Here is a 23,959-nt window from a genome sequence, read left to right as displayed (position 1 = left end):
CGATTCCTCGCGTGGTGGGGATAGGCCGGCAACCTCGGAAATCGCGATGCGCCTGTCCCGCTATTTTATGCCCATCCTGAAGGAAAACCCCAAGGAAGCGGAAATCGCGTCCCACCGGCTGATGCTGCGTGCCGGCATGATCCGCCAGCAGAGCCAAGGCATCTATTCCTGGCTGCCGCTCGGCAAGCGCGTGCTCGACAAGGTCAATGCCATCATCCGCGAGGAGCAGAACCGCGCCGGCGCCATCGAGGTGCTTATGCCGACGCTGCAATCCGCCGAACTCTGGCAGGAAAGCGGCCGCTACGACGCCTATGGCAAGGAAATGCTGCGCATCAAGGACCGCCAGGAGCGGCCGATGCTCTACGGCCCCACCAACGAGGAAATGATCACGGATATCTTCCGGTCCTACGTCAAATCCTACAAGAACCTGCCGCTCAACCTTTATCACATCCAGCTGAAGTTCCGTGACGAGATCCGTCCGCGCTTCGGCACCATGCGCTCGCGCGAATTCCTGATGAAGGACGCCTATTCCTTCGATCTGACCAAGGAAGACGCCGAGCATTCCTATCGCAAGATGTTCACCGCCTATCTGCGCACCTTCTCGAGACTGGGCCTGCGCGCCATTCCGATGCGCGCCGATACCGGCCCGATCGGCGGCAACCTGTCCCACGAATTCATCATCCTGGCCGAGACCGGCGAGTCGGAAGTGTTTTCGCACAAGGATTTCGTCAATTTCGACATCCCCGGCACGGACACCAATTTCGACAATGTCGAGGCCATGCAGGCGGTCTTCGACAAGTGGACGTCGGTTTACGCCGCGACCTCGGAAATGCACGACGAGGAGGCGTTCAATGCCATCCCCGAGACCGATCGTCTTTCCGCCCGCGGCATCGAGGTCGGCCATATCTTCTATTTCGGCACCAAATATTCCGAGCCGATGGGCGCCAAGGTGCAGGGACCGGACGGCAAGGAACACCCTGTCCACATGGGTTCCTACGGCATCGGCCCGACACGCCTTGTTCCCGCCATCATCGAAGCATCGCATGACGACAACGGAATCATTTGGCCGGCATCGGTCGCGCCGTTCGACGTCGTGGTCATCAACATGAAGCCCGGCGACGAGGCCTGCGACCGGATCTGCGAAACGCTCTATGGCGGTCTCGCAACGGTCGGCAAGGACGTGCTCTACGACGATACGGACGAGCGCGCCGGCACCAAGTTCGCGACCGCCGACCTGATCGGCGTGCCGGTCCAGGTGATTGTCGGACCCCGCTCCGCCGCGTCAGGCGAAGTGGAGGTCAAGGACCGCAAGACCGGTGAGCGCGAAACGCTGACCGTCGAAGCGGCCATGAACAGGCTCGCCGGCCGATAAGCCGGCAGGCCGCCGGAGCAATTCCAGGAAAAGTGTGAAGCGGTTTTCCGTCCGGAATTGCGACCACCAGATTGAGGAAATGGCATGGCGAGTGTCGCGGCGAATGGTGAAGCGGTAAAGGCGGGTGGTTCGCCCGCGGCCGGTCCTTTCTCGGCCTTCGAGCGGATGGTCGCCTGGCGTTACCTGCGCTCGCGCCGCCGCGAGGCCTTCATCTCGGTGATCGCCGGCTTCTCCTTCATCGGCATCATGCTCGGCGTCGCGACGCTGATCATCGTCATGGCCGTGATGAACGRGTTCCGCACCGAGCTCATCTCGCGCATCCTCGGCATCAACGGTCACATGATCGTCCAGCCGATCGACGGGCCGCTGACCGACTACGCCGAGCTCACCCAGAAATTCGCGGCCGTGCCGGGCGTCCGCATGGCGCTGCCCCTGGTCGAGGGCCAGACGCTGGCATCGGGCCGCGGTGGTGCGGGTTCCGGGGCGCTGGTGCGCGGCGTTCGCCCGGAAGATCTCGAAAAACTGTCCGAAGTCGCCGGCAACGTCAAATCGGGCAACATGGTCGGCTTTGCTTCGGGGCAGGGGGTCTTGGTCGGCTCCCGGCTCGCCGCCCAGCTCGGCCTTTCCGCCGGTGACCAGATCACGCTGATCTCGCCGGAAGGCGACGTGACGCCGATGGGCGTCAATCCGCGCGTGAAATCCTATCCGGTCTCCGGCATTTTCGAGATCGGCATGTCGGAATACGACGCGACGATCATCTATATGCCGCTCGAGGAATCGCAGCTCTATTTCAATGCCGAAGGACTCGTCCAGTCGATCGAGCTGTTCGTCGACAATCCGGATAATATCGACGACCTGCGCCCGAAGATCGAGGCGGCGGCGGGCCGCCAGATCTTCATCACCGACTGGCGCCAGCGCAACCAGACCTTCTTCTCCGCGCTTCAGGTGGAGCGCAACGTCATGTTCATGATCCTGACCCTGATCGTGCTGGTGGCGGCGCTCAACATCATCTCCGGCCTGATCATGCTGGTGAAGGACAAGGGCAGCGATATCGCCATCCTGCGCACCATGGGTGCGGGTGCGGGGGCGATCATGCGCATCTTCTTCATGACCGGGGCGGCGATCGGCATCGTCGGAACGTTTGCCGGCGTCCTGCTCGGCGTGCTCGTCTGTCTCAACGTCGAATCCATCCGCCAGTTCTTCTCCTGGGTCTCGGGCACCATCCTCTTCGATCCGCAACTCTATTTCCTCAGCCAGCTGCCGGCGGAGATGAGCTTTGGCGAGACCTTCTCGGTGGTCATGATGGCGCTCGTCCTCTCCTTCATCGCGACCATCCTTCCGGCCTGGCGAGCCTCCCGGCTCGATCCTGTCCAGGCCCTCCGATACGAATAGGACCCACATCCTTCATGGCACCCAAAACCGTCTTGCAGCTCTCGGGCGTCGAACGTCACTATGGCCAGGGCGAGACCACGCTTTCGATCCTGAAGGGGGCTGATTTCGACCTGAAGACCGGCGAGATCGTCGCGCTGGTCGCCCCGTCCGGCACCGGAAAGTCGACGCTTCTGCATCTCGCCGGCCTGCTCGAACATCCCGACGCCGGCGAGGTCTTTCTCGCCGGGCATGCCTGCAACGGACTTCCCGATGCGGAGCGCACTGCGATGCGCCGCAACCAGATCGGTTTCGTCTACCAGTTCCACCATCTCCTGCCGGAGTTTTCCGCGGTTGAGAACATCATGATGCCGCAGCTGATCGCCGGCCTCTCCAAGGCTGAGGCAAAGGAGCGGGCGGCTCAGCTTCTGGACTATATGCGCATCGGCCACCGCGCCGAGCATCGCCCCTCCGAACTGTCCGGCGGCGAACAGCAGCGCGTGGCGATCGCCCGCGCCGTCGCCAACGCCCCGCGCGTGCTTCTCGCCGACGAGCCGACCGGCAATCTCGACCCGAAGACCGCATCCTATGTCTTCGACGCGCTGGAGGCGCTGGTGCGCCAGTCGGGCCTCGCGGCCCTGATCGCCACCCACAACCACGACCTCGCCAGCCGCATGGACCGTCGCGTGACGATCGAGGGCGGCAAAGTCGTCGAGATGTGAAGAAGCGGACATGCGCGCGTCTGGATCCTCGGGTCGAGCCCGAGGATGACGCCACTGGGTGGTGTGCTCCGCCCCTTCCTCCGTCATCCTCGTCCTCGGGTTAAACCCGAGGATGACCCCAGGATACACCCTCCAGGCGCCAGTCTATCCGGGCATGCCCGACACTCCCTCGAGGCAGCTTTCAGCGCCCCGTCCAAAATTGTTCATGCCCGGATGGCCATCCAGTCCCGATGTATGCGCATGCCTGAAAGCCAAACGAAAATCCCGCCGTTAATCTCTCGTTTACCAGGTGAGGGAGGATATCGCGATATGTTTGTTTCCGGTCTGTTCTTTTATTGACTCTCAAACAAAATGAGAACAAAATAAAAACATAAGAGAACACGGGAGACGACGATGACTGACCTGCTTCGTGACATTGCCGCATTCGCTTCGATCGCCACCTTCGTGGCCAGCCTCTCGATGATCATGATGGCGATGTGATCGGAGATCCAGCCGGTCCCTCGGCCGAAAGGCGTTGAGGAGGGAAATCCGAACTGGACTCTCAAAGCCCTGCGCCAGACAATAGCCTGATTCATGAGATTGTTCCCGCTTCATCAAACGGGTAAGGCGCAGATATATGGCAGACAATGTGGACGTAAAATCGGGATCGGCAGAGCTGGGGGCCAGTCCTCAATTCGTTCACCTGCGCGTCCATTCCGCCTACTCGCTTCTTGAAGGCGCTTTGCCGCTCAAGAAGATCCTCTCGAAGGCGATCGCGGACAATCAGCCTGCGATCGCGATCACCGACACCAACAATCTGTTCGTCGCGCTGGAATTCGCCCAGAAGGCGATCGGCGACGGCCTGCAGCCGATCATCGGCTGCCAGCTGTCGATCGATATGGAAGACCAGTCCGACGAGCGTCGCAACAGCCACCAGCAGCTCGCCAAGCTGCCGGCGATCGTCGTGCTGGCGGCCAATGCCGTCGGTTACGAACGGCTTGTGGACCTGATCAGCCGCGCCTATCTCGGCGACGAGGGGCATCAGTCCATCCATATCAGCCGCTCCTGGCTGGAGGACGGCGGCACCGAAGGCCTGATCGCGCTGACCGGGGCAGGAAGCGGTCCGGTCGACGTGGCTCTGAAGGAAGGCAATGCTACGCTTGCCGAAGCGAGGTTGCTGAAGCTCAAGGAGATCTTCGGCGATCGGCTCTATGTCGAACTGCAGCGCCACGGCGCTTACGATCGGCGCCACGAGCACAAGATCGTCACGCTCGCCTACGACCACGACCTGCCGTTGGTTGCGACCAACGAGGCCTTCTTTCCTACCAAGGCCGATTACGATGCCCATGACGCGCTGATGGCGGTCGCCCACAACGCGATCGTCTCGGACGATACGCGATTCCGCCTGACGCCGGACCATTATCTGAAGAGCCGTGCGGAGATGGCAAAGCTGTTTGCCGACCTGCCGGAGGCGCTCGAAAACACCGTCGAGATCGCGCAGCGCTGCTCCTTCGTGCTGAAGACCCGCAATCCGATCCTGCCGCGCTTCACCGGCGCCACCGACGATCCGGCGGAAGCCGAGCGCGCCGAGGCGGAGGAGCTGCGCCGCCAGTCCGTCGAAGGTCTCGAAGAGCGCATCACGACGCTCGGCATGACGCGCGGTTATACCGAACAGGATTATCGGGAGCGGCTGGATTTCGAGCTTAGCGTCATCGAGAAGATGAAGTTTCCGGGCTACTTCCTGATCGTTGCCGACTTCATCAAATGGGCGAAGCAGCAGGGCATCCCGGTCGGCCCGGGCCGTGGTTCGGGTGCGGGCTCGCTGGTCGCCTATGCGCTCACCATTACCGACGTCGATCCGCTGCGCTTCTCGCTGCTGTTCGAGCGCTTCCTCAATCCCGACCGCGTCTCGATGCCGGACTTCGACATCGACTTCTGCCAGGATCGCCGCGAAGAGGTGATCCGCTACGTGCAGCAGAAATACGGTCGCGAGCAGGTGGCGCAGATCATCACCTTCGGTTCGCTGCAGGCGCGCGCCGCGTTGCGCGACGTGGGCCGTGTGCTCGAAATGCCCTATGGCCAGGTCGACAAGATCTGCAAGCTGGTGCCAAACAACCCGGCCAACCCGACCCCGCTGTCGAAGGCGATCGAGGAGGATCCGAAATTCCAGGAGGAGGCCGACAAGGAACCGGTCGTCGCGCGTCTCCTCGATATCGCCCAGAAAATCGAAGGCCTCTACCGCCACGCCTCGACCCACGCCGCCGGGATCGTCATCGGCGACCGTCCGCTGTCGAAACTAGTGCCGATGTATCGGGACCCGCGCTCGGACATGCCGGTCACCCAGTTCAACATGAAATGGGTGGAGCAGGCGGGTCTGGTGAAGTTCGACTTCCTCGGCCTGAAGACGCTGACGGTCCTGAAGACCGCGGTCGATTTCTGCCGCAAGCGCGGCATTGAGGTCGATCTCGCCAAGATCCCGCTCGACGACGCCAAGACCTACGAGATGCTCTCGCGCGGCGAGACGGTCGGCGTGTTCCAGGTGGAAAGTGCGGGCATGCGCAAGGCGCTGATCGGCATGCGGCCGGACTGTATCGAGGACATTATCGCGCTGGTGGCGCTTTATCGTCCGGGCCCGATGGAGAACATTCCGACCTATAATGCCCGCAAGCACGGCGAGGAGGAGATCGAGTCGATCCACCCGACGATCGACCATCTGCTGAAGGAGACCCAAGGGGTCATCGTCTACCAGGAACAGGTCATGCAGATCGCCCAGGTACTCTCGGGCTATTCGCTCGGCGAGGCCGACCTGCTGCGCCGCGCCATGGGCAAGAAGATCAAGGCGGAGATGGATCAGCAGAGCGAACGCTTTGTCGATGGCGCCATCAAGAACGGCGTCTCCAAGCCTCAGGCCAACAACATCTTCGAACTGCTGGCAAAGTTCGCCAACTACGGCTTCAACAAAAGCCACGCCGCGGCTTACGCGATCGTCTCCTATCAGACCGCCTTCATGAAGGCGCATTATCCCGTCGAGTTCCTCGCCGCCTCGATGACCTACGATATGTCGAACAGCGAAAAGCTGAACGACTTCCGTCAGGATGCCGGTCGTCTCGGCATCGCGGTCATTCCGCCGTCGGTGCAGACCTCGTTCCGGCATTTCGAGACCGGCGACAACAGGATCTATTACGCGCTGGCCGCCATCAAGGGCGTCGGCGAGTCGGCGGTCGACCACATCACCGAAGTGCGCGGCGATGTGCCGTTTGCCAGCATCGAGGATTTCTGCCTGCGGATCGACCCGAAACAGGTCAACCGCCGCGTCATGGAAAGCTTGATCTCGGCGGGCGCTTTCGATTGTTTCGGCCGTGATCGCGCCGAACTGAGCGGCGGCCTCGACCGCATCATCGGTTATGCGCAGCGCGCACAAGGGGAGAAGGTCAGCGGCCAGCACGACATGTTCGGCTCGTCCTCCGCCTCCGGGCCGGAAACGCTGATTTTCCCGGCGTTCACGCCGTGGATGCCGTCCGAAAAGCTGATGCGCGAATACCAGGTGCTCGGCTTCTATCTCTCGGCCCATCCGCTCGATGCCTATGCCAACGTGCTCGCCAAGATGCGCGTCCAGAATTTCGCGGACTTTTCCGCCGCCGTGAAACAGGGCGCTACCGCCGGCCGGCTTGCCGGAACGGTGACCAGCAAGCAGGAGCGCAAGACCCGTACCGGCAACAAGATGGGCATCGTCACCTTCTCGGATGCGACCGGCCAGTTCGAGGCCGTGCTGTTTTCGGAAGGGCTGGCGCAATACCGGGACCTGCTCGAACCGGGCAAGTCGCTGGTCATCACCGTGCAGGCGGAAGAGCGGCCGGAAGGTATCGGCCTGCGCATCCAGACGGCGCAGTCGCTCGAGGAAAAGTCGGTGCAGATGCAGAAGGCGCTGCGCGTCTTCGTGCGCGATTCAGGCCCGATGCGCGCGGTTGCCCGGCACCTCAATGCCCGGGGCGACGGGCTGGTGTCCTTCGTGATCATCAAGGATGACGGCAAGCGGGAAATCGAGGTGGAGCTGACGGAAAAATACCGCATCTCGCCGGAAATCGCCGCGGCGCTGAGGACGGCGCCGGGCGTTCTCGATGTCGAGCTGGTCTAGGAGACTTTAATAAAGGCCGTAGGCGCGGGGCTTGGCGTCCGACCGCCGCTGACTGACCGGCTGCGGCTTGGTGATCGACGACTGCATCTGCGCTTCGGCGACCCGCTGCGCCGGCTGGGTGATGGTGATGAAATCGGTACCGTCGCCGGTGTCCGGGCCGATGCCCTGGTCGTTGATCGTCAGGGACGAACCGTCGCTGATCAGCGTTTCGATCCGGTCGCGAATGTCGGCCGGGATTTCGATGCGGCTGAGGGCCTGTGCGGCAGCACCGGGCGCATAAGGGTTGTCGGCTACCGTGATCCCGAGCCGCTGCTTCACCGCGGCGCTGAGGCCATTCGGCACGGTGATGCTGTGCCATTCAGCCGTCTCTTCCTGGCGCTCGACCTTGTCGACGCTGAAGAAGTGTGTGCCGAGCGCGATTTCGGGATCCTTGATGCCGACCGGAGCCTCGAACACGGGCTGGAAATTCCGGCGCACCATGATCTGACCCATCGGCGGCCGCGGCTTGCCGGCGGTCTCATAGAGCGAGGCCAGGAATTCCGGCGTCACCAGCGCGCCCTTGGGCGACAGGTTCTTCCAGCGCTTGAAGCCGGCAATCGCGCTGCGGGTCATCGGACCGGCGGAGCCATCGCCGCCGCCGGTGTCGAACCCGAGCTGCTGCAGCAGGATCTGGGCATCCATCAGCGTCTCGCGGTCACCGCGGCGGGTGAYCAGGATGCGAAGCGGCGCGACCTCCTCCGTTGCGGCCGTGGCCGGTTTGGTCGCCTGCGGCGACGCGCCGGTGGTCGGGTGGATGATCGAGGGATTGTTCGGAGCGACGTTCATCGCCACTTCGACAGGCTTGGCGCTGCTGCCGATCGACGAGGTCCTGAGCTCGACGTCGGAAAGCAGCGGCCCGGTCGGCAGCGGTTTGCGCGGCAGGAACAGGTTGGCGTTCTCGATCAGCTGCGGCACGACCGGCGCGTCGGTGATGATCACATGCGCACCGCGCTCGGTGATCTGGTAGAGCGATCTGGCGAAGGCGCCCGGCATGCGCACGCAACCATGCGAGGCGGGATAGTTCGGGACGCTGTTTGATTCGTGAAGCGCGACGCCCGACCAGGTCAGGCGCTGCATCCACGGCATGGGCGCATTCGAATAGAGATTGGATTCGTGATATTTCTGCTTTTCGAGGATCGAAAAGATGCCGCTCGGCGTCGAATGGCCTTCCTTGCCGGTCGACACTTTCGAGGTGGCGACCACCGTTTCGCCGTCATAGACGACCAGCGACTGCTTGTCCTTGGAAACGATGATCTGCAGCGTGCGGGCACCTTCCGCAAAAGCTGCATGCGACAGCATGGTCGCAGACAAAAGACCTAACCCGAACACTAGGCGACGCAACATGACCGACCCCATACGCAATACAAGACCGGCACATTAGCGCATGAGGTTTAAGGAAGGTTATCCGCGCCGCGAGTAGTTTTAACGTTATGGTTAATAACGGATCACATTTCATTGATCCCGGCGGCGGCTTCCGAAAGTATATCCGGTCTCGACCGCGGCCTTGCCGAACTTGTCGCGCAACTTGTCCATCGCCGCTTCCGCAGCCGCGCGGCGGCCTGCCTGGCGGTCGACGAGATCGGGCGGATCGGCAAGCGTCGGGTCGCCGAGATCGGTGACGCCGATGCCGAGCAGGCGGAATTTGGTGCCGTCGGTCTCCTTTTCCATCAGCGACAGGCCGGTCCTGAAAATACGGTCGGCGAGCTGGGTCGGGTCCTCAAGCCGCTTGTTGCGGGTGCGGCTCTTGAAATCGGCGGTCTTCATCTTGAGGACAACGGTCTGCCCGGCGATGCCGTGTTTCTTCAGCCGCGTCGAAACCTTTTCGGAAAGCCGGCGCAGGATCGGCACGAGGTCGTCATAACCCGCGATGTCGTCAAAAAAGGTGGTCTCGGCCGAAACGCTCTTCGCCGCGTCGTTGACATGCACCTCGCGGTCGTCGATGCCGCGCGAGAGGCGATAGAGCCGTTGGCCCATCGTGCCGTAGCGGCGCATCAGGTCGGCTTCCTGCATGGTCTGGAGTTGGCCGATGGTGCGGATCCCGTCTGCCTCCAGTGTCGCGTTGAGAGCCTTGCCGACGCCCCAGATGGTGGTGACGGGGCGGGCCGCGAGGAATTCCAGCGCCTCTTGCCGGCCGATCACCGAAAAGCCGCGCGGCTTCTGAAGATCCGAGGCGACCTTTGCGAGGAATTTGCAGTAGGAGAGGCCGACCGAAATGCTGATGCCGATCTCGTCCTGCACCCGCTTGGCGAATTTCGCAAGGATGCGGGCCGGCGGGGCGTGATGCAGCCGTTCGGTGCCGGCGAGTTCGAGAAAGGCCTCGTCGATCGACAGCGGCTGAACCAGCGGCGTCAGATCGTGCATCATCGCGCGCACCTGCCGGCCGATGGTGACATATTTTTCCATATTGGGCGGGATCACGACGGCGTCCGGGCAGAGTTCCAGCGCCTTGAACATCGGCATCGCCGAGCGCACGCCATTGATGCGGGCGATATAGCAGGCCGTCGAGACGACGCCGCGTTTGCCGCCGCCGATGATCACCGGCTTGTCGGCGAGTTCCGGGTTGTCGCGCTTTTCGATCGTCGCATAGAAGGCATCGCAATCGATATGCGCCAGCGTCAATGCGTAGAGTTCGTTGTGATAGACGAGACGCGGGCTGCCGCAGGCGCGGCAACGGCGCACCTCCGCCTTCTGCTCCGCAAGGCAGTCGCGACAGAAGCCGGGTGTCTTGTCAGGCGTAGGCGTCATGGCAGAGAACAAAGGTTGAACACCGCGACGTTAAGGCCTAAGCTCGTGAGTCACAAGGGAGAGCATAGAGGTTTGGCGTGGATATCGATCTTCGTTTCGAGCCCGTGACGGCAGAGCGCTGGGGGGATTTCGAAATGCTCTTCGGCCCGCAGGGTGCCTTCTACCACTGTTGGTGCGTCGCTCTGCGCCTGCCGCATGCGGTGCGCACCAAGATGCAGCCGCAGGAGCGGAAGGATCATATCCACGACCGTATAAATGCTGGTCCGCCGCCCGGCATTCTGGCTTACGCGGAGGGTGAACCGGTGGCCTGGGTGCAGGTCGGACCGCGCCATGATGTGCCGCAGTTCAATTCGCCGCGTACCGTTTCGCGCCCGCTGGAGGAGGCGGATGCAACCGATCCCTCCGTCTGGGCGGTCAGCTGCTTTTTCCTGACGCCGAAGCTCAGGGGCAAAGGACTGAGCCACCGCCTGCTGTCTGGCGCCGTCGACTATGCGCGGCATATGGGAGCGCGGTTTGTCGAGGCCTGTCCGATCGATCATGTGAAGCAGTCGAAATCGGTGACGCTGTGCATAGGCTCGACGGCGATCTTCGACGCCGCCGGCTTCGAAGTGGTGGAGCGCCGCAAGGACGGACGACCGCTGATGCGGCTGGAACTTTAGATGTCAGGCGGCTTTGGACTGGATATGGGTATAGATCAGTTCGGCAGCATGACCCCAGTCCGTCGCCCGGATGATGCCGTCGTCCGGCTTCGGCGCCAGAAGGTGGAGCGGCGAGTCGGGCATCATATGGATGACGAGGCATTCTGCGACGTGATCCCGCACCGAGTGCAGGTTATGCGCCATGTCATCGATGAAGACGCAGGGCAGGGGGCGTCCGTCGTGCAGGCGCTGCATGATCGGTCCCTTGGGTTCTTCGCTGGCGATCAGCGGGAAGGTGAGGCCGATCCGGTCGAGAAGCCGGCGGCGGTGCTCCTGGTAGCGCGGCGACATCGCGGTGAGGAACACGACGTCGGCATCCTTCGACAGCGCGTCGAGCGTCTGGACGACGAAGTCGAACGGGATCTGCCAGTTCTCCTGGGCTTCGAAAAAGGCCTCGATCAACCGACGCACGTCCGGATGTTCGAGCGCGATCTGGGTCTCTATGGAAACGATATTGCCGGTGAGACGAAAGGAACGCGGCAGCAGTTCATGGCCTTCGCCGCGCAGAAAGTCCTGGAAGGGAGCCACGAAATGCAGCACCACGTCGTCGATGTCGCAGACGACGAGCGGCCGGTCGCCGAGGCGCACATGGGAAAGGTCGAGGATCTCGCTCATCTCAATAGTCGCCGGAATCGAACCCGGGCCTGGAATAGTGCTGCGAGGCGGCTGCCACGGTTTCAGGCTTCGTATCCGTCGCCTCGCAGAAGGCCAGCAGCGTCGGCTCATGCCCCATCAGGAAATCGATCATGCCGGCGAGAAAGCCCGGATCGTTCACCGCATTGCGCATCTGGTTGGGCTGGACGCCGGAAAGGGCGAGGAAACGGCCGAGCATATCGGGTTCGTTGGCGAGCCATCCGAGAATGGCGGCCGCGGTCTCTTCCGCCTGGGGTCTGCTGTTTCGAGTATTACCGGGGTCGCGCCGCATTGTCTGCCGAGTTACCTCTTTTTCAACTATATGGCTTTACCGTGCCTGATAGGCGCTCTGTGGAATCGGCCGTTCCGGGAGCTTATATACTGAAGGCACTCATGCAAGCCGGGATTTAAGGAACGGATCGCTATGCCCAAACGGGTCATGATCGTCGAGGACAACGAGCTGAACATGAAGCTCTTCCGCGACCTGATCGAAGCATCGGGATACGATACCATCCAGACCCGCAACGGTATGGAAGCGCTTGATCTGGCACGAAAATATCGCCCAGACCTGATTTTGATGGACATCCAGCTGCCCGAGGTTTCTGGCCTCGAAGTCACCAAATGGCTGAAGGAAGACGACGAGCTGCATGTCATTCCGGTGATCGCGGTGACCGCCTTTGCGATGAAGGGCGATGAGGAGCGCATCCGCCAGGGTGGATGCGAGGCCTATGTCTCGAAACCCATTTCAGTGCCGAAATTTATCGAGACAATAAAGACATATCTCGGCGACGCATGAAAACGGGACGGACCTCATGACGGCGCGGATACTTGTAGTCGACGATATTCCGGCGAATGTGAAGCTGCTCGAAGCCAGGCTTCTGGCCGAATATTTCGACGTCCTGACCGCTGACGACGGTTACAAGGCGCTGGCGATCTGCGACAGCACGCATGTGGACCTGATCCTGCTCGACATCATGATGCCTGGTATCGACGGTTTCGAGGTCTGCGAACGGCTGAAGGCCAATCCGCGCACCGCCCATATTCCCGTCGTCATGGTCACGGCGCTTGACCAACCGTCCGACCGCGTGCGTGGCCTCAAAGCCGGTGCCGACGATTTCCTGACCAAACCGGTCAACGACCTGCAGCTCATTTCACGGGTAAAGAGCCTGGTGCGGTTGAAGACGCTCAGCGACGAGCTGCGCATCCGCGCCGACACCGCCAGCAATATCGGGCTGGAAGACATGCTGAAGGGCGCTGACGGTCGCGACGAGATGGCCCAGGTCCTTCTCGTCGATGGCCGCGCAAGCTCGCAGGAGCGCATCATCAAGGCGCTGAAGCCGGTCGCCGGCGTCATTGCCATGTCCGATCCGCAGGCTGCCCTTTTCGAAGCGGCGGAGAACCCGGTCGATCTGGTGGTCGTCAACGCCAATTTCGACGAATACGATCCGCTGAGACTGTGCTCGCAGCTTCGCTCGCTGGAGCGAACCCGGTTCCTGCCGCTGCTCCTGGTGACAGAAATGGGTGCTGACGACCTGATCGTCCGGGCGCTCGACCTTGGCGTCAACGACTATATCGTCCGGCCGATCGACCCGAATGAGCTCGTGGCCCGCGTGCTCACCCAGATCAAGCGCAAGCGCTACAACGACCGCCTGCGCATGAGTATGCGCCAGACCATCGAGCTTGCCGTCACCGACGGGCTGACTGGCCTCAACAACCGGCGTTATCTCGACAATCACCTCAAGGTACTGTTCAATCGCGCTGCCGCGCGCTCACGGCCGCTGTCCGTCTGCATTACCGATATCGATCGCTTCAAGTCGGTCAACGATGCCTACGGCCACGATGCCGGCGATGAGGTGCTGAAGGAATTCGCAGCCCGCGTCCGCTCGACCGTAAGGGGAGCCGATCTTGCCTGCCGTTACGGCGGCGAGGAATTCGTGGTCGTCATGCCCGATACCGATTCTATGTCGGCCGCCGTGATTGCCGAACGGCTTCGCAGCATCATCGAAAGTCAGCCGTTTCATTTGAAGACAGCGGGCATCATGCTCAATATCACGGCATCGCTCGGGATTGCATGCAATGCACATGGGGCCGAGACGCCGGAGCAGCTCATGAAGCAGGCCGACCGCGCGCTCTACGAAGCGAAGAATGGCGGGCGCAATCGCGTGGTTGCCGCCGCCGCTTAGAGAATCAGAAAACCCTAAATTGCATGTTGACCGCCTACAAGGCGGGAGTGCTGTGGAAAAGCCGAAGGTGTCCCCAGTTATTTCAAGCGGGAACCTGATTTTTTACAGGTACGAATTGATGGACCAATTTCATGAACAGTGATCGGTTAATTCTGCTGCTGCAGTGCATTCAAGAAATTCCGAATGTATCCATGGGGCGCTCCAGGCCCGCCAATCGAGAATAGCTGTGCGAATTGGCTTCTCCGAAATTGCATGGCTGAGGAGATAACCAGTGTTCCTCAAGGATGTTCTTGAATTCAGGTCAAGGTTCCAAGAGTTTGATTGCCTTAAGCATATAAAGCCTCGGGGATGATCTTTAATTTTTTACAAGAAAAACAGGCAAAATATGAATAGCGGACGCGAATTTTAACCAACAACAGTGGCAGAACCGGTATCAGATTAAGAATCTGTTGATTTTCTTTTGGTTTTGCGCAATTTTGACGCTTAACGAAGATAACGTTCCCGAAAGGGACGCCGATACCCCATGATGCTCAGGTCCGCCGCATCTCCTGGGTCGTGGGGTCGGTCGACCGGCAGGCATACCAAAGCGGTTCCTCGTGCCGTGATTGCAGGCTGGTCGACCCCCATTTGAAAGCGCCGCTTCCAGCCTCTGGAGCGGCGCTTTTCCATTTCTACGCAGCCTGTCCCGCTCTGGATCATACCGCTCCCGCATCGGCCCGAAAACCGGTGCCGATTGTCGGAGAGCATGATGCGGCAATTTAAGGATCTGGAGCGCCTTGGTGGGGCCGAATGAACGGACGGCGCTAGAGTGATGCTCAAAAGAAAAGGCGCCAAGCCTCTCGGCTGGCGCCCTTCGAGAACCCTCGGATCAAGGTTTACTTGATCTTGGTTTCCTTGAACTCGACGTGCTTCTTGGCGACCGGATCATACTTGGTCTTGGTCATCTTGTCGGTCATCGTGCGGCTGTTCTTCGTGGTGACGTAGAAGAAACCGGTGTCAGCCGTCGACAGCAGCTTGATCTTGATGGTCGTAGCTTTCGCCATGGTGTTCTGCCTCTAAGAAAAAATGAAGCCGCGGACGCGGGTTGGGTCCACGGCGAAATCTGGCGCGAAATTACAAATCGCGCTCGAAAAGTCAACTCCGTTTTGACCGGAAAAGCATTCGGCAGATGGAAACCAGCACATAGAAGCCGAAGAATCCCGCCAAGGCCCAGGCAAAACCGTCATTGCCAGCGATATCGATGGCAGCGCCGATACCCTGCGGACCGGCAACCGTACCGACCGCATAACAGAAGATGAAGGCCGCGTTTGCGGCAGCAAGGTCGGCACCGCTGAGCCGCGACCCGAGATGCGCTAGGCCCACCGTATAGAGGCCGGAGACGCAACCGCCCCAGAAGAACAGGACCACGGCCATCATGATCCAGTTCTGGATCAGGAAGGGCAGGGCAAGCGATCCCGCGACGCCGAGCACCGCCATGGCGGTGAGGAGTGGCCGGCGGTCCCTCAGCTTGTCGGAATAGAGGCCGAGCGGGATCTGGAAGGCCATGTTGCCGATGCCCATCACCGTCAGCAGCAGCGCGGCCTGCGCTTCGGTCAGCGCCGAACGGATCGCATAGATCGGGAACAGCGACAGCCCGCCCGCCGACACCGCACCGAAGGCGAATACCGCCGCCGTCGCTGTCGGAACGAGGAAGATGTAGTGGAAGAAGTGTCGGTCCGGCTTGGTATCCAGCACGGGACTTTCATGGCGGGCGATGAAGATCGGGATGATCGCCAGCATGATGATCGCCGCACCGACCAGGAAAGGCAGGACGCCGTCGCTGCCGAGCGCGGAGAAGAGCAGGGGACCGATCGCGAAGCCGATGGCGAGCACGGTGGCGTAAATGCCGAGAACGAGCCCACGGCGCCTTGGCGGGGCCGCCTCGTTGATCCAGAATTCCGACAGGATGAAAAGCGTCGTCGTTGCGCCGTGGAAGGTGAAGCGCAGCGGGAACCACATCCAGAAGGCATCCGCGTAGTAGAAGCCGATGGCGCTGATGGCAGCAATGAGCACCGCGAACATCATGGTGCGCGCCACGCCGCAGTCATGGGCGATTTTAGTGGTGATCGGCGCCGCGACCATCGAGGCGACGCCGGCCATGGCGGCGTTGAGGCCGATCAGGGTGGAAGAAATTCCGCGCTTTTCAAGAATGATGCTGAGGAGCGGCAGGCCGAGGCCGATGGCAATGCCTACGGCACTGATGGCGGATATGGCGGCGATCAGCGACGGCCAGTGAATCTTCTCGACATGGCCGTTGGCGTCTGTCGTCGGCTGAGCCATTCAATGTTCCTTACAGTCGGCTGCGGACGAATCGTCCATGACGCATGAAGTAGAAGGACACCGGGCTTCCAAACGGTAAAGACGGATCGAATGCCATCAGGTTTTTCACGTCCTCCAGAACCGCCTGCGTGATGCGCGGGAGTTTCAGACCCGAAAGCTCGGCAATGTCAAGCCAGCGCACGTCCTGAAGTTCGTTTGAGTCGCCAAGAAGCGCCATGTCGAAGCGGGTTTCGTCGGCAAAGGCGAGAAAGAAGCGCGTATCGTAGCGCCGGACATTGCCGGGCGGCGTGATGGCGCGGGCGACATAACGCAGGCGGGAGAGGTCGGCAGCGCTGCCGCCCGCAAGCCCGGTCTCCTCCTGAAGTTCTCTGAGGGCCGCGAGCGCCAGGGCCCGGGCGCGGGCCGAGGTCATGCGGGCGGTGGTGCCGGCAACCAGCTTTTCGACAACCAGCGGATCGAGATCGGCGCTGAAGGGAAGGGCATGGTCGCGGGCATCGCGCCTGCCGCCGGGAAACACGTAGACGTCAGGCATGAACACATGGCCGCTGCCGCGCCGGCCCATGAGAACCCGCGGGGTGCCGGCGGAACGATCGATCAGGATCAGCGACGCGGCGTCCTTAGGTGTCACGCCGGCCACGCGTGCATGCTTCGGCGCGTCCATTGCGAACGGAGCCTGTTCCTCGGCAGGCGATGTCATGCGATCGGTCCGCCCCGGCCGGGATCGACCGCCTCGTCGTCCGTTCCCCCGAAGCCGTGCATCTTCAGCGACCATTGGAAACCGATGACACCACCCTTGATCGGCTGGATGGTCACAAGTGCCGTGAGGATCGCCAGCGGCACCCAGATGGCGAGCTGGACCCAGGGGGAAGCCCTGAAAGTCATGTCGGTCAGCAGGTACCCGGTCATCAGCACGTGACCGACGACGACAATGACGAGATAGGCCGGCAGGTCGTCGGCGCGGTGATGATGGATTTCCTCGCCGCAGACGGCGCAGGTATCGACCGGTTTCAGGAACGCCCGGAACAGGCGACCGGTGCCGCAGGCAGGACAGGTTGAGAGCAGGCCTCGCTTGATGGAGCGGCCGAGCGGTCTTTCGGCCTCCTGAGCTCCACCATATCGGACCGTCTGTTCGCCCTGTTCCTGCATTCCTATCTCCTTCGGCCGCTCCGCGGAGGCCGCGTGCCGGGTTGGGTTCGGCCGCGCCGCCCCGATTTGTGGAAGGAGCGCGTCGCGGTCGGCAATTTCTTGCCTTCGCTCAGCATTTCGAACTGCAGCGCGCCGGCAAGCGGGATCGCCTGCTTCAGCCGCACGTCAACCGTATCGCCGATCTGGTAACCGAGACCGGTCTTCTCTCCGGACAGCGCCTGATGCGCCTCGTCGTAGATGAAGTAGTCGTTGCCGAGCGTGGATATAGGTATGAATCCGTCCGCGCCATAGGTCGGAAGCGAGACAAATAGTCCCGCTTTGGTGACGCCGGAGACGCGGCCGACGAATTCCTCGCCAATGCGTTCGCTCAGATGGTGGGCGATCAGGCGGTTGATCGTGTCGCGCTCAGCGGCCATGGCGCGGCGCTCGAAGGTGGAGATCTCGGCGGCGATATCGTCCAGCTGCGCCTCTTCCTCCGGCTTGATCCCGCCTTCGCCCAAGCCCAGCGACCCGACCAGCGCGCGATGCACGATGAGGTCGGCGTAGCGGCGGATCGGCGAGGTGAAATGCGCATACTTCATCAGGTTAAGGCCGAAATGGCCGATATTATCGGGGCTGTAGATCGCCTGGCTCTGGGAGCGCAACACCATCTCGTTGACCATCACCTGGTGCGCGGTGCCCTCGGCCTTGGCGAGAATGCCGTTGAACGAGTTGGCCCGCATCTGGCCGCCCTTGGCCATCGGAATGCCCAATGTCGCGAGAAACTCGCGCAGCGTCTCCTGCTTGGCAAGCGAGGGTGTGTCGTGGATGCGGTAGATCAGCGCCTGCCGCTTCTTCTCCAGCGTCTCGGCGGCGGCGACATTCGCCTGGATCATCATTTCTTCGATGAGCTTGTGGGCATCGAGCCGCTCCGGCACGAAGACCCGGTCGACCGTGCCGTCGGGCTTCAGCAGGATCTTGCGCTCCGGCATGTCGAGTTCAAGCGGCTGGCGGCGGTCACGACCGCGCTTCATCACCCCATAGGCATGCCACAGCGGCTTCAGGATCGGTTCGAGTAGCGGTCCGCTCTTGTCGTCCGGCTTTCCGTCGATCGCCGCCTGGGCCTGTTGATAGGAAAGCTTGGCGGCGCTCTTCATCATGATCCGGTGGAACGTGTGGCCGGCCTTGCGGCCTTCTTTCGAAAACACCATGCGCACGGCAAGTGCGGTCCGGTCTTCGCCTTCACGCAGCGAGCAGAGATCGTTCGAGATGCGCTCCGGCAGCATCGGTACGACGCGGTCCGGGAAGTAGACCGAATTGCCGCGCTTCAAAGCCTCGCGGTCGAGCGGAGAGCCGGTGCGGATATACCAGGAGACATCGGCGATCGCGACGGTGACGATGACGCCGTCCGGATTGTCGGGCGAGGGGTCGAGCTCGGCATAGACCGCGTCGTCATGGTCCTTGGCGTCGGCGGGGTCGATGGTGATCAGCGGCAGCGAACGCCAGTCCTCGCGTTGCGCCATGGTGGCGGGCCTGGCCGCTTCGGCCTCGTCCATCACCTGTTTCGGGAAGATATGCGGGATGCCGTGCGAATAGACGGCGATCATCGAGATCGCCTTTTCCGAGCCGATCGTACCGACGATCGACAGAACCCGGGCGCGCGGAAGGCCGAAGCGGCCGGAACGGACGACCTCGCTCTCGACCAGGTCGCCGTCCTTGGCCTCGCCGATATCGGCGGGCTCGATCACCATTTCCTCGCCGCGCCGGTCGATCGGCAGCAGGCGCAATTCGCCATCGGCAAGCTTGTGGACGATGCCGAGCGAGGCCCCGCGGCGCTTGTCGATGATCTTGATGACGCGGGCGGTATAGGCGGGCCCGGTCCGGTCCTTGTTCGGGAAGATTTTTGCGAGCACCCGGTCGTTGAGCCCGGCAGCAGCCACTCTGCCCTTGCCGCGGCTGTCGGACGACTGACGGATGAGCACCGCAGGCGCCGCACCCAGGTCCTCCGGCCATTCGGCCGGGCGGCCGATCAGCTCGCCGTCCTTGTCGCGGGTGGTGATGTCGAGAACGGTGACCGGCGGCAGCGCGTCGGGACGGGTGAGCGACTTGCGGCTCTTCTTGAGAAGGCCTTCTTCCTCCAGCGTCCGAAGCAGGTCCTTCAGCTCGACGCGGGTGTCGCCCTTCAGCCCGAAGGCCTTGGCGATCTCCCGCTTCGACCCCTTGTCCGGATTTTCGGCGATGAACTCGAGCAGGACATCGCGCGGCGGCACCGCGCCGTGGATGATCACCGGCTTTTCCGTTGTGGAAGCGGTGTGGCCTCGGATGGCTTTGTCGGGGCGTTTTCCCTGGTGTCTCGATCTGTCGCGCGGTTCTCTCACGTGCCCGTCTTCTTCGCCTTCGGTGCAGCTGCAGTCTTTTTCGCCGGAGCTTTAGCCGTTGCGGCCGTCTTGGCTTTCGGCGCCGCCTTCTTGGTCGCGGTGGTTGCCTTGGCGGCGACCTTCTTCGGCTTTGCCTTGGCCGACGGTGCCTTGCCGCCCTTTTCGATGATGAAGGCCATGGCCTGCTCCATCGTTACCGATTGCGGGTCCAGCCCTTTCGGCAACGTCGCGTTGACCTTGCCCCAATTGACGTAGGGGCCGTATTTGCCGTCGCGCACGGTGATCGTGCCGCCGTCCGGATGGTCGCCGAGTTCCTTCAGTGCCGCAGGCGTGCCACGGCCGCGGCCACCGCCAGCCGCCACCTTGCTCTGCTTTTCGGCAAGCACGGTCACGGCGCGGTTGAGGCCGATCGAGAACACGTCCTCGATGCTCTCCAGGTTGGCATAGCTGCCGTCATGCAGCAGGAACGGTCCGTAGCGGCCAAGCCCTGCCGAAATCATCTTGGCTGATTCCGGATGTTTGCCGACGTCGCGCGGCAGGTTGATCAGGGCGAGCGCCTTTTCGTGGTCGATGTCCTCGGGCTTCCAGCCCTTGGGCAGCGAAGAACGCTTGGCTTCCTTGCCTTCGCCGCGCTGGATATAGGGTCCGAACCGGCCCGAGCGCAGCGTCAGTTCCTCGCCCGTATGCGGATCGGCACCGAGTGCCTTGGGTTCGTTGAGGGCGTTCGCTTCCGCATCCGCGCCGCCTTCCGAGGAAAGCTGGCGGGTGTAGTTACAGTCCGGATAGTTCGAGCAGCCAACGAAGGCGCCGTATTTGCCGAGCTTCAGCGACAGGTTGCCGGTGCCGCACACCTGGCAGATGCGCGGATCACTGCCGTCCTCCCGCTTCGGGAAGACCAGCGGCGCCAGCGTCTCGTTGAGCGCATCGAGCACGTTGGTAACGCGCAGTTCCTTGGTGTCTTCGATCTGGGCGAAGAAATCCTGCCAGAATTCGCGGAGAACCTGCTTCCAGTCCAGTTCGCCGGCAGAGATCTTGTCGAGCTTTTCCTCAAGATCGGCGGTGAAGTCGTATTCCACGTATTTCGTGAAGAAGCTTTCGAGGAAGGCCGTCACCAGCCGGCCCTTCGAATGCGGGATCAGCTTGCGCTTGTCCATGGTCACATATTCGCGGTCGCTCAGCGTCTTCAGCGTCGCGGCATAGGTGGAGGGGCGGCCGATGCCGAGCTCTTCCATCTTCTTGATCAGCGAGGCTTCCGAATAACGCGGCGGCGGCTCGGTGAAGTGCTGGCTGGCGTTCACCTTGTTCTTGTCGAGCTTTTCGCGGGCATTGATCTCGGGCAGGCGGCCATCTTCATCGTCGTCCTCGCCCTTTTCGGCGTCCTCGCGGCTGTCCACATAGGCGCCGAGGAAGCCGTCGAACCGGATGACCGAGCCGACGGCGCGCAGGCCCGCCTTCTCGCCCTTGTTGTCGGCGAGGATCTCGACCGTGGTGCGCTCGATTTCGGCGGATGCCATCTGGCTGGCGATGCCGCGCTTCCAGACCAGCTCATAAAGACGGGCCTGGTCGGCATCGAGGTAGCGGCGCACCTGGTCCGGCGTGCGGGTGAAATCGGTCGGGCGGATCGCTTCGTGGGCTTCCTGAGCGTTTTTCGCTTTGGTGGAATAGAAGCGCGGCTTTTCCGGCAGGTAACGCTGTCCGAACTGGTCGACGATGGCGCTGCGGGCCGCGTCGATCGCTTCCGGCGCCATCTGCACGCCGTCGGTACGCATATAGGTAATGAGGCCGACCGTCTCGCCGCCGATATCGACGCCTTCATAAAGCTTCTGCGCCACCTGCATGGTGCGCGAGGCGTTGAAGCCGATATTGGAGGAGGCGGCCTGCTGCAGCGTCGACGTGGTGAAGGGCGGGCCGGGATTGCGCTTGACGGGCTTGGCTTCGACCGTATCGACCACATAGGCGGCACCGTCGAGCAGCGCCTTCAGTCGGTTGGCGTCCTCGCCGTTCTTGATCGAGCGGCCCTGCAGCCGCTTGCCGTCGGCAGACACGAGGCGCGCCTCGAACTCGTCGCCGCGCGGCGTGCGCAGCAGAGCCGACAGGTTCCAGTATTCTTCGGAGATGAAACGCTCGATCTCCGATTCGCGGTCGCAGACGAGCCGCAGCGCAACCGACTGCACGCGGCCGGCCGAACGGGCGCCCGGCAGCTTGCGCCACAGCACCGGCGACAGGTTGAAGCCGACCAGATAATCGAGCGCGCGGCGGGCGAGATAGGCGTCGACCAGCGGCACGTCGATATCGCGCGGATTGGCCATCGCATCGAGCACGGCCTTCTTGGTGATAGCGTTGAAGACGACGCGCTTGACCGGCTTGTCGCCGATCACCTTCTTCTTCCTGAGAAGATCGAGCACATGCCAGGAAATGGCTTCACCCTCGCGATCCGGGTCGGTCGCGAGGAATAGGGCGTCCGAGCCTTTTACGGCATCGGAAATGTCCTTCATCCGCTTCTGGGACGCGGGATCGACCTCCCACAGCATTTCGAAGTCCTGATCGGGGAGCACGGAACCGTCCTTGGCCGGAAGATCGCGCACGTGGCCGAAAGAGGCGAGAACCTTGTAGCCGGAGCCGAGATACTTGTTGATTGTCTTGGCTTTGGCAGGAGATTCTACGACGACAACATTCATTTTGCTTCTCTGCAATAGAGGCTTGGCCCGGCACCGTTGCGGTCCAGGCGGAAATCTGACCTCCCGACATGGAGGGCGTTTGCCTCGCGGTCAAGGGGCGTATGCCAAATTATAGGGTACAACGAGATGCAACCTGGAGAAGATATACAATTAGTTGCAATCTTAAATAAATGCGATATGGTCCGCAGCATACCTCAAGGTGAATTTATTTGGACCGCGATCGGCTTTTTTTTGACAGGACGGAATATGGTTTCTCGGGGTGAGGCGAATGGCCGGCGTGACGACGATGCCAGAGAAAATATCGCCTATATAAGGCAGATGCTGGGGGAACTCCGGCAGGTCGCCTTGGGAGAGGGCGCGGACATGCTCTGCTACCTCATCGAAATGGCCTATGTGGAGGCGGGAGACGTCCAGGCCGGCCGACGCCCCCGCTCAGTCTTCCATCGCGAGTGAGACCATTCCACCGGCATGGCGATGCAGCCGGGCAGCGAGATCGAGTTCCAGCAGCACGAGATAGACGGACGAGGCGGGCAGGCCTGTGTGGCGGATGATGTCGTCGACATCGACCGGTGTCGGTCCGAGCGCCGAGACGATGACCGCCCGGTCGTCGTCATTGGGCGGCAGCATCTCGCCGCCCTCCTTCGGTTCTTCGACCATCGGTTGGTTGAAGAGATCGAGTTGTGACAGCGGCGCCAGCGCCTCGATCACATCGGCCGATCCTGTGGTGACGATCGCACCCTGTTTCAGGAGCCCGTTGGTGCCGTGGCAGCGCGGATCGAGCGGCGAACCGGGAACCGCAAAGACAAGCCGTCCGAAATCGGTCGCCAGCCTGGCTGTGATCAGCGAGCCCGAGCGCTCCGCCGCCTCGATCACCACGACCCCCAGCGAAATGCCGGATATCAGCCGGTTTCGGCGAGGGAAATCCCGCGCACGGGGCTCCCAGCCGAACGGCATTTCGCTGACTGCAAGGCCGGCGCCCTCGGTGATCTCGTCGAGCAGTGGAATGTTTTCCGGCGGGTAGGGCTGGTCGAGCCCGCCGGCGAGCACCGCGATTGTTCCGGTTTCCAGGCTGGCGCGATGGGCTGCGGTATCGATGCCGCGGGCAAGGCCTGACGTCACCGTATAACCGGCGCGGCCGCAATCCCTTGCGATCATTGCCGCGAACTTGGCGCCCGAAATCGAGGCGTTGCGCGATCCGACGACGCCGACGGACGGGCGCGTTGCGGCGGAAAGGTCACCTTTCATGGCAAGAAGCGGTGGCGCGCCTTCGATCTGGCGCAGCGCCGGCGGATAGTCCGGTTCGCCGATGCCGACGAAGCGAGCGCCAMAGCGATGGGCGGCTTCGAGTTCGCGTTCGGCCTCCTGCACGCCGGCAATCCGGATTGCCCTGGTCGCTCCGCCGCGGGCGGAGAGTTCGGGCAGCATGGCAAGCGCGTTTTCCGCCGAGCCGCAGTGGTTGATGAGATCTCGAAACGTGGCGGGGCCGACATTGTCCGAGCGGATCAGCCTTAGCCAGGCGATCCTTTGCCTCTCCGTCAGCGCAATTCCTGTTCGTTTCGCGCTGCCGTCCGGCATTGTTTCCCCC

Annotated in this window: 18 protein-coding genes and 1 pseudogene; 8 read left to right on the top strand and 11 right to left on the bottom strand. The window is 62.1% G+C overall.

Going from position 1 to position 23,959, the window contains the following annotated elements:
- Nucleotides 1–46: 46 nt before the first annotated feature.
- From proS to dnaE, 4 genes are all read left to right on the top strand, one after another.
- The gene (gene proS / locus AC1D3C_RS27965) at nucleotides 47–1,372 is read left to right on the top strand and encodes a proline--tRNA ligase (protein ID WP_477485165.1); all 1,326 of its coding nucleotides are present in this window, start codon (nucleotides 47–49) and stop codon (nucleotides 1,370–1,372) included.
- An 84-nt stretch (nucleotides 1,373–1,456) separates the two neighbouring features.
- Complete coding sequence (locus AC1D3C_RS27960) at nucleotides 1,457–2,764, top strand: lipoprotein-releasing ABC transporter permease subunit (RefSeq protein WP_477485163.1); 1,308 nt, start codon at nucleotides 1,457–1,459, stop codon at nucleotides 2,762–2,764.
- 14 nt (nucleotides 2,765–2,778) lie between these two features.
- Nucleotides 2,779–3,462, top strand: coding sequence for an ABC transporter ATP-binding protein (locus tag AC1D3C_RS27955; protein WP_038542014.1), 684 nt, complete (start codon nucleotides 2,779–2,781; stop codon nucleotides 3,460–3,462).
- A gap of 616 nt (nucleotides 3,463–4,078) precedes the next feature.
- The gene (gene dnaE / locus AC1D3C_RS27950) at nucleotides 4,079–7,576 is read left to right on the top strand and encodes a DNA polymerase III subunit alpha (RefSeq protein ID WP_477485162.1); all 3,498 of its coding nucleotides are present in this window, start codon (nucleotides 4,079–4,081) and stop codon (nucleotides 7,574–7,576) included.
- 6 nt (nucleotides 7,577–7,582) lie between these two features.
- Here the strand turns inward: dnaE and AC1D3C_RS27945 are convergent, their stop codons facing one another.
- Together AC1D3C_RS27945 and AC1D3C_RS27940 are read right to left on the bottom strand one after the other, a co-directional pair.
- Complete coding sequence (locus tag AC1D3C_RS27945) at nucleotides 7,583–8,959, bottom strand: L,D-transpeptidase (RefSeq protein ID WP_477485161.1); 1,377 nt, start codon at nucleotides 8,957–8,959, stop codon at nucleotides 7,583–7,585.
- A gap of 108 nt (nucleotides 8,960–9,067) precedes the next feature.
- A complete protein-coding gene (locus AC1D3C_RS27940) occupies nucleotides 9,068–10,360 on the bottom strand; it encodes a DNA polymerase IV (protein WP_477485160.1) in 1,293 nt (430 codons plus the stop codon).
- Nucleotides 10,361–10,437: 77 nt separating this feature from the next.
- Here AC1D3C_RS27940 and AC1D3C_RS27935 point away from each other — a divergent pair, with 77 nt between their 5' ends.
- On the top strand, nucleotides 10,438–11,019 hold the full coding sequence (locus AC1D3C_RS27935) for a GNAT family N-acetyltransferase (protein ID WP_038542020.1): 582 nt from the start codon (nucleotides 10,438–10,440) through the stop codon (nucleotides 11,017–11,019).
- Here AC1D3C_RS27935 and AC1D3C_RS27930 read toward each other — a convergent pair.
- Both AC1D3C_RS27930 and AC1D3C_RS27925 read right to left on the bottom strand, forming a co-directional pair.
- Nucleotides 11,003–11,673 (bottom strand): annotated as a pseudogene (locus AC1D3C_RS27930) (HAD family hydrolase); the annotation flags it as partial. The gene AC1D3C_RS27935 and the pseudogene AC1D3C_RS27930 overlap by 17 nt on opposite strands.
- Before the next feature lies 1 nt (nucleotide 11,674).
- Nucleotides 11,675–11,983, bottom strand: coding sequence for a DUF3572 domain-containing protein (locus AC1D3C_RS27925; protein ID WP_477485159.1), 309 nt, complete (start codon nucleotides 11,981–11,983; stop codon nucleotides 11,675–11,677).
- Between the two features lie 132 nt (nucleotides 11,984–12,115).
- Here AC1D3C_RS27925 and AC1D3C_RS27920 point away from each other — a divergent pair, with 132 nt between their 5' ends.
- Both AC1D3C_RS27920 and AC1D3C_RS27915 read left to right on the top strand, forming a co-directional pair.
- Entirely contained in the window at nucleotides 12,116–12,487 is a 372-nt protein-coding gene (locus AC1D3C_RS27920; protein WP_038542024.1) for a response regulator, read from the top strand.
- A 16-nt stretch (nucleotides 12,488–12,503) separates the two neighbouring features.
- Nucleotides 12,504–13,874, top strand: coding sequence for a PleD family two-component system response regulator (locus AC1D3C_RS27915; RefSeq protein WP_477485158.1), 1,371 nt, complete (start codon nucleotides 12,504–12,506; stop codon nucleotides 13,872–13,874).
- 875 nt (nucleotides 13,875–14,749) lie between these two features.
- On the opposite strand, the gene rpmG is transcribed toward AC1D3C_RS27915, so the two are convergent.
- From rpmG to topA, 6 genes are all read right to left on the bottom strand, one after another.
- Nucleotides 14,750–14,917 carry a 50S ribosomal protein L33 gene (gene rpmG, locus AC1D3C_RS27910; RefSeq protein ID WP_003547442.1) on the bottom strand — a complete coding sequence of 56 codons (168 nt, stop codon included), beginning with the start codon at nucleotides 14,915–14,917 and terminating at the stop codon, nucleotides 14,750–14,752.
- A 91-nt stretch (nucleotides 14,918–15,008) separates the two neighbouring features.
- The gene (locus AC1D3C_RS27905) at nucleotides 15,009–16,193 is read right to left on the bottom strand and encodes an MFS transporter (RefSeq protein WP_038542029.1); all 1,185 of its coding nucleotides are present in this window, start codon (nucleotides 16,191–16,193) and stop codon (nucleotides 15,009–15,011) included.
- A 10-nt stretch (nucleotides 16,194–16,203) separates the two neighbouring features.
- Nucleotides 16,204–16,890 (bottom strand): NUDIX hydrolase, encoded by a 687-nt coding sequence (locus AC1D3C_RS27900; protein WP_477485157.1) that lies wholly within the window; start codon nucleotides 16,888–16,890, stop codon nucleotides 16,204–16,206.
- Nucleotides 16,887–17,339: a DUF983 domain-containing protein gene (locus AC1D3C_RS27895; RefSeq protein ID WP_477485156.1), complete on the bottom strand. Its 453-nt coding sequence runs from the start codon at nucleotides 17,337–17,339 to the stop codon at nucleotides 16,887–16,889. The genes AC1D3C_RS27900 and AC1D3C_RS27895 overlap by 4 nt, the downstream gene beginning before the upstream one ends.
- A 2-nt stretch (nucleotides 17,340–17,341) precedes the next feature.
- Complete coding sequence (gene rnr / locus AC1D3C_RS27890; RefSeq protein WP_477485155.1) at nucleotides 17,342–19,696, bottom strand: ribonuclease R; 2,355 nt, start codon at nucleotides 19,694–19,696, stop codon at nucleotides 17,342–17,344.
- A complete protein-coding gene (topA, locus tag AC1D3C_RS27885; RefSeq protein ID WP_477485154.1) occupies nucleotides 19,693–22,374 on the bottom strand; it encodes a type I DNA topoisomerase in 2,682 nt (893 codons plus the stop codon). Before topA ends, rnr begins: the two co-directional genes overlap by 4 nt.
- 246 nt (nucleotides 22,375–22,620) lie before the next feature.
- Between topA and AC1D3C_RS27880 the strand changes: the two genes are divergently transcribed.
- Nucleotides 22,621–22,827 (top strand): hypothetical protein, encoded by a 207-nt coding sequence (locus tag AC1D3C_RS27880; protein ID WP_477485153.1) that lies wholly within the window; start codon nucleotides 22,621–22,623, stop codon nucleotides 22,825–22,827.
- On the opposite strand, the gene dprA is transcribed toward AC1D3C_RS27880, so the two are convergent.
- The gene (gene dprA, locus AC1D3C_RS27875; RefSeq protein WP_477485152.1) at nucleotides 22,807–23,949 is read right to left on the bottom strand and encodes a DNA-processing protein DprA; all 1,143 of its coding nucleotides are present in this window, start codon (nucleotides 23,947–23,949) and stop codon (nucleotides 22,807–22,809) included. The genes AC1D3C_RS27880 and dprA overlap by 21 nt on opposite strands.
- Nucleotides 23,950–23,959: the final 10 nt, after the last annotated feature.

The organism is Neorhizobium sp. P1_A6 (genome assembly GCF_056406795.1).
Note: the sequence above shows the minus strand (reverse complement) of the source record. Positions and strands in the feature narration are given on the sequence as shown.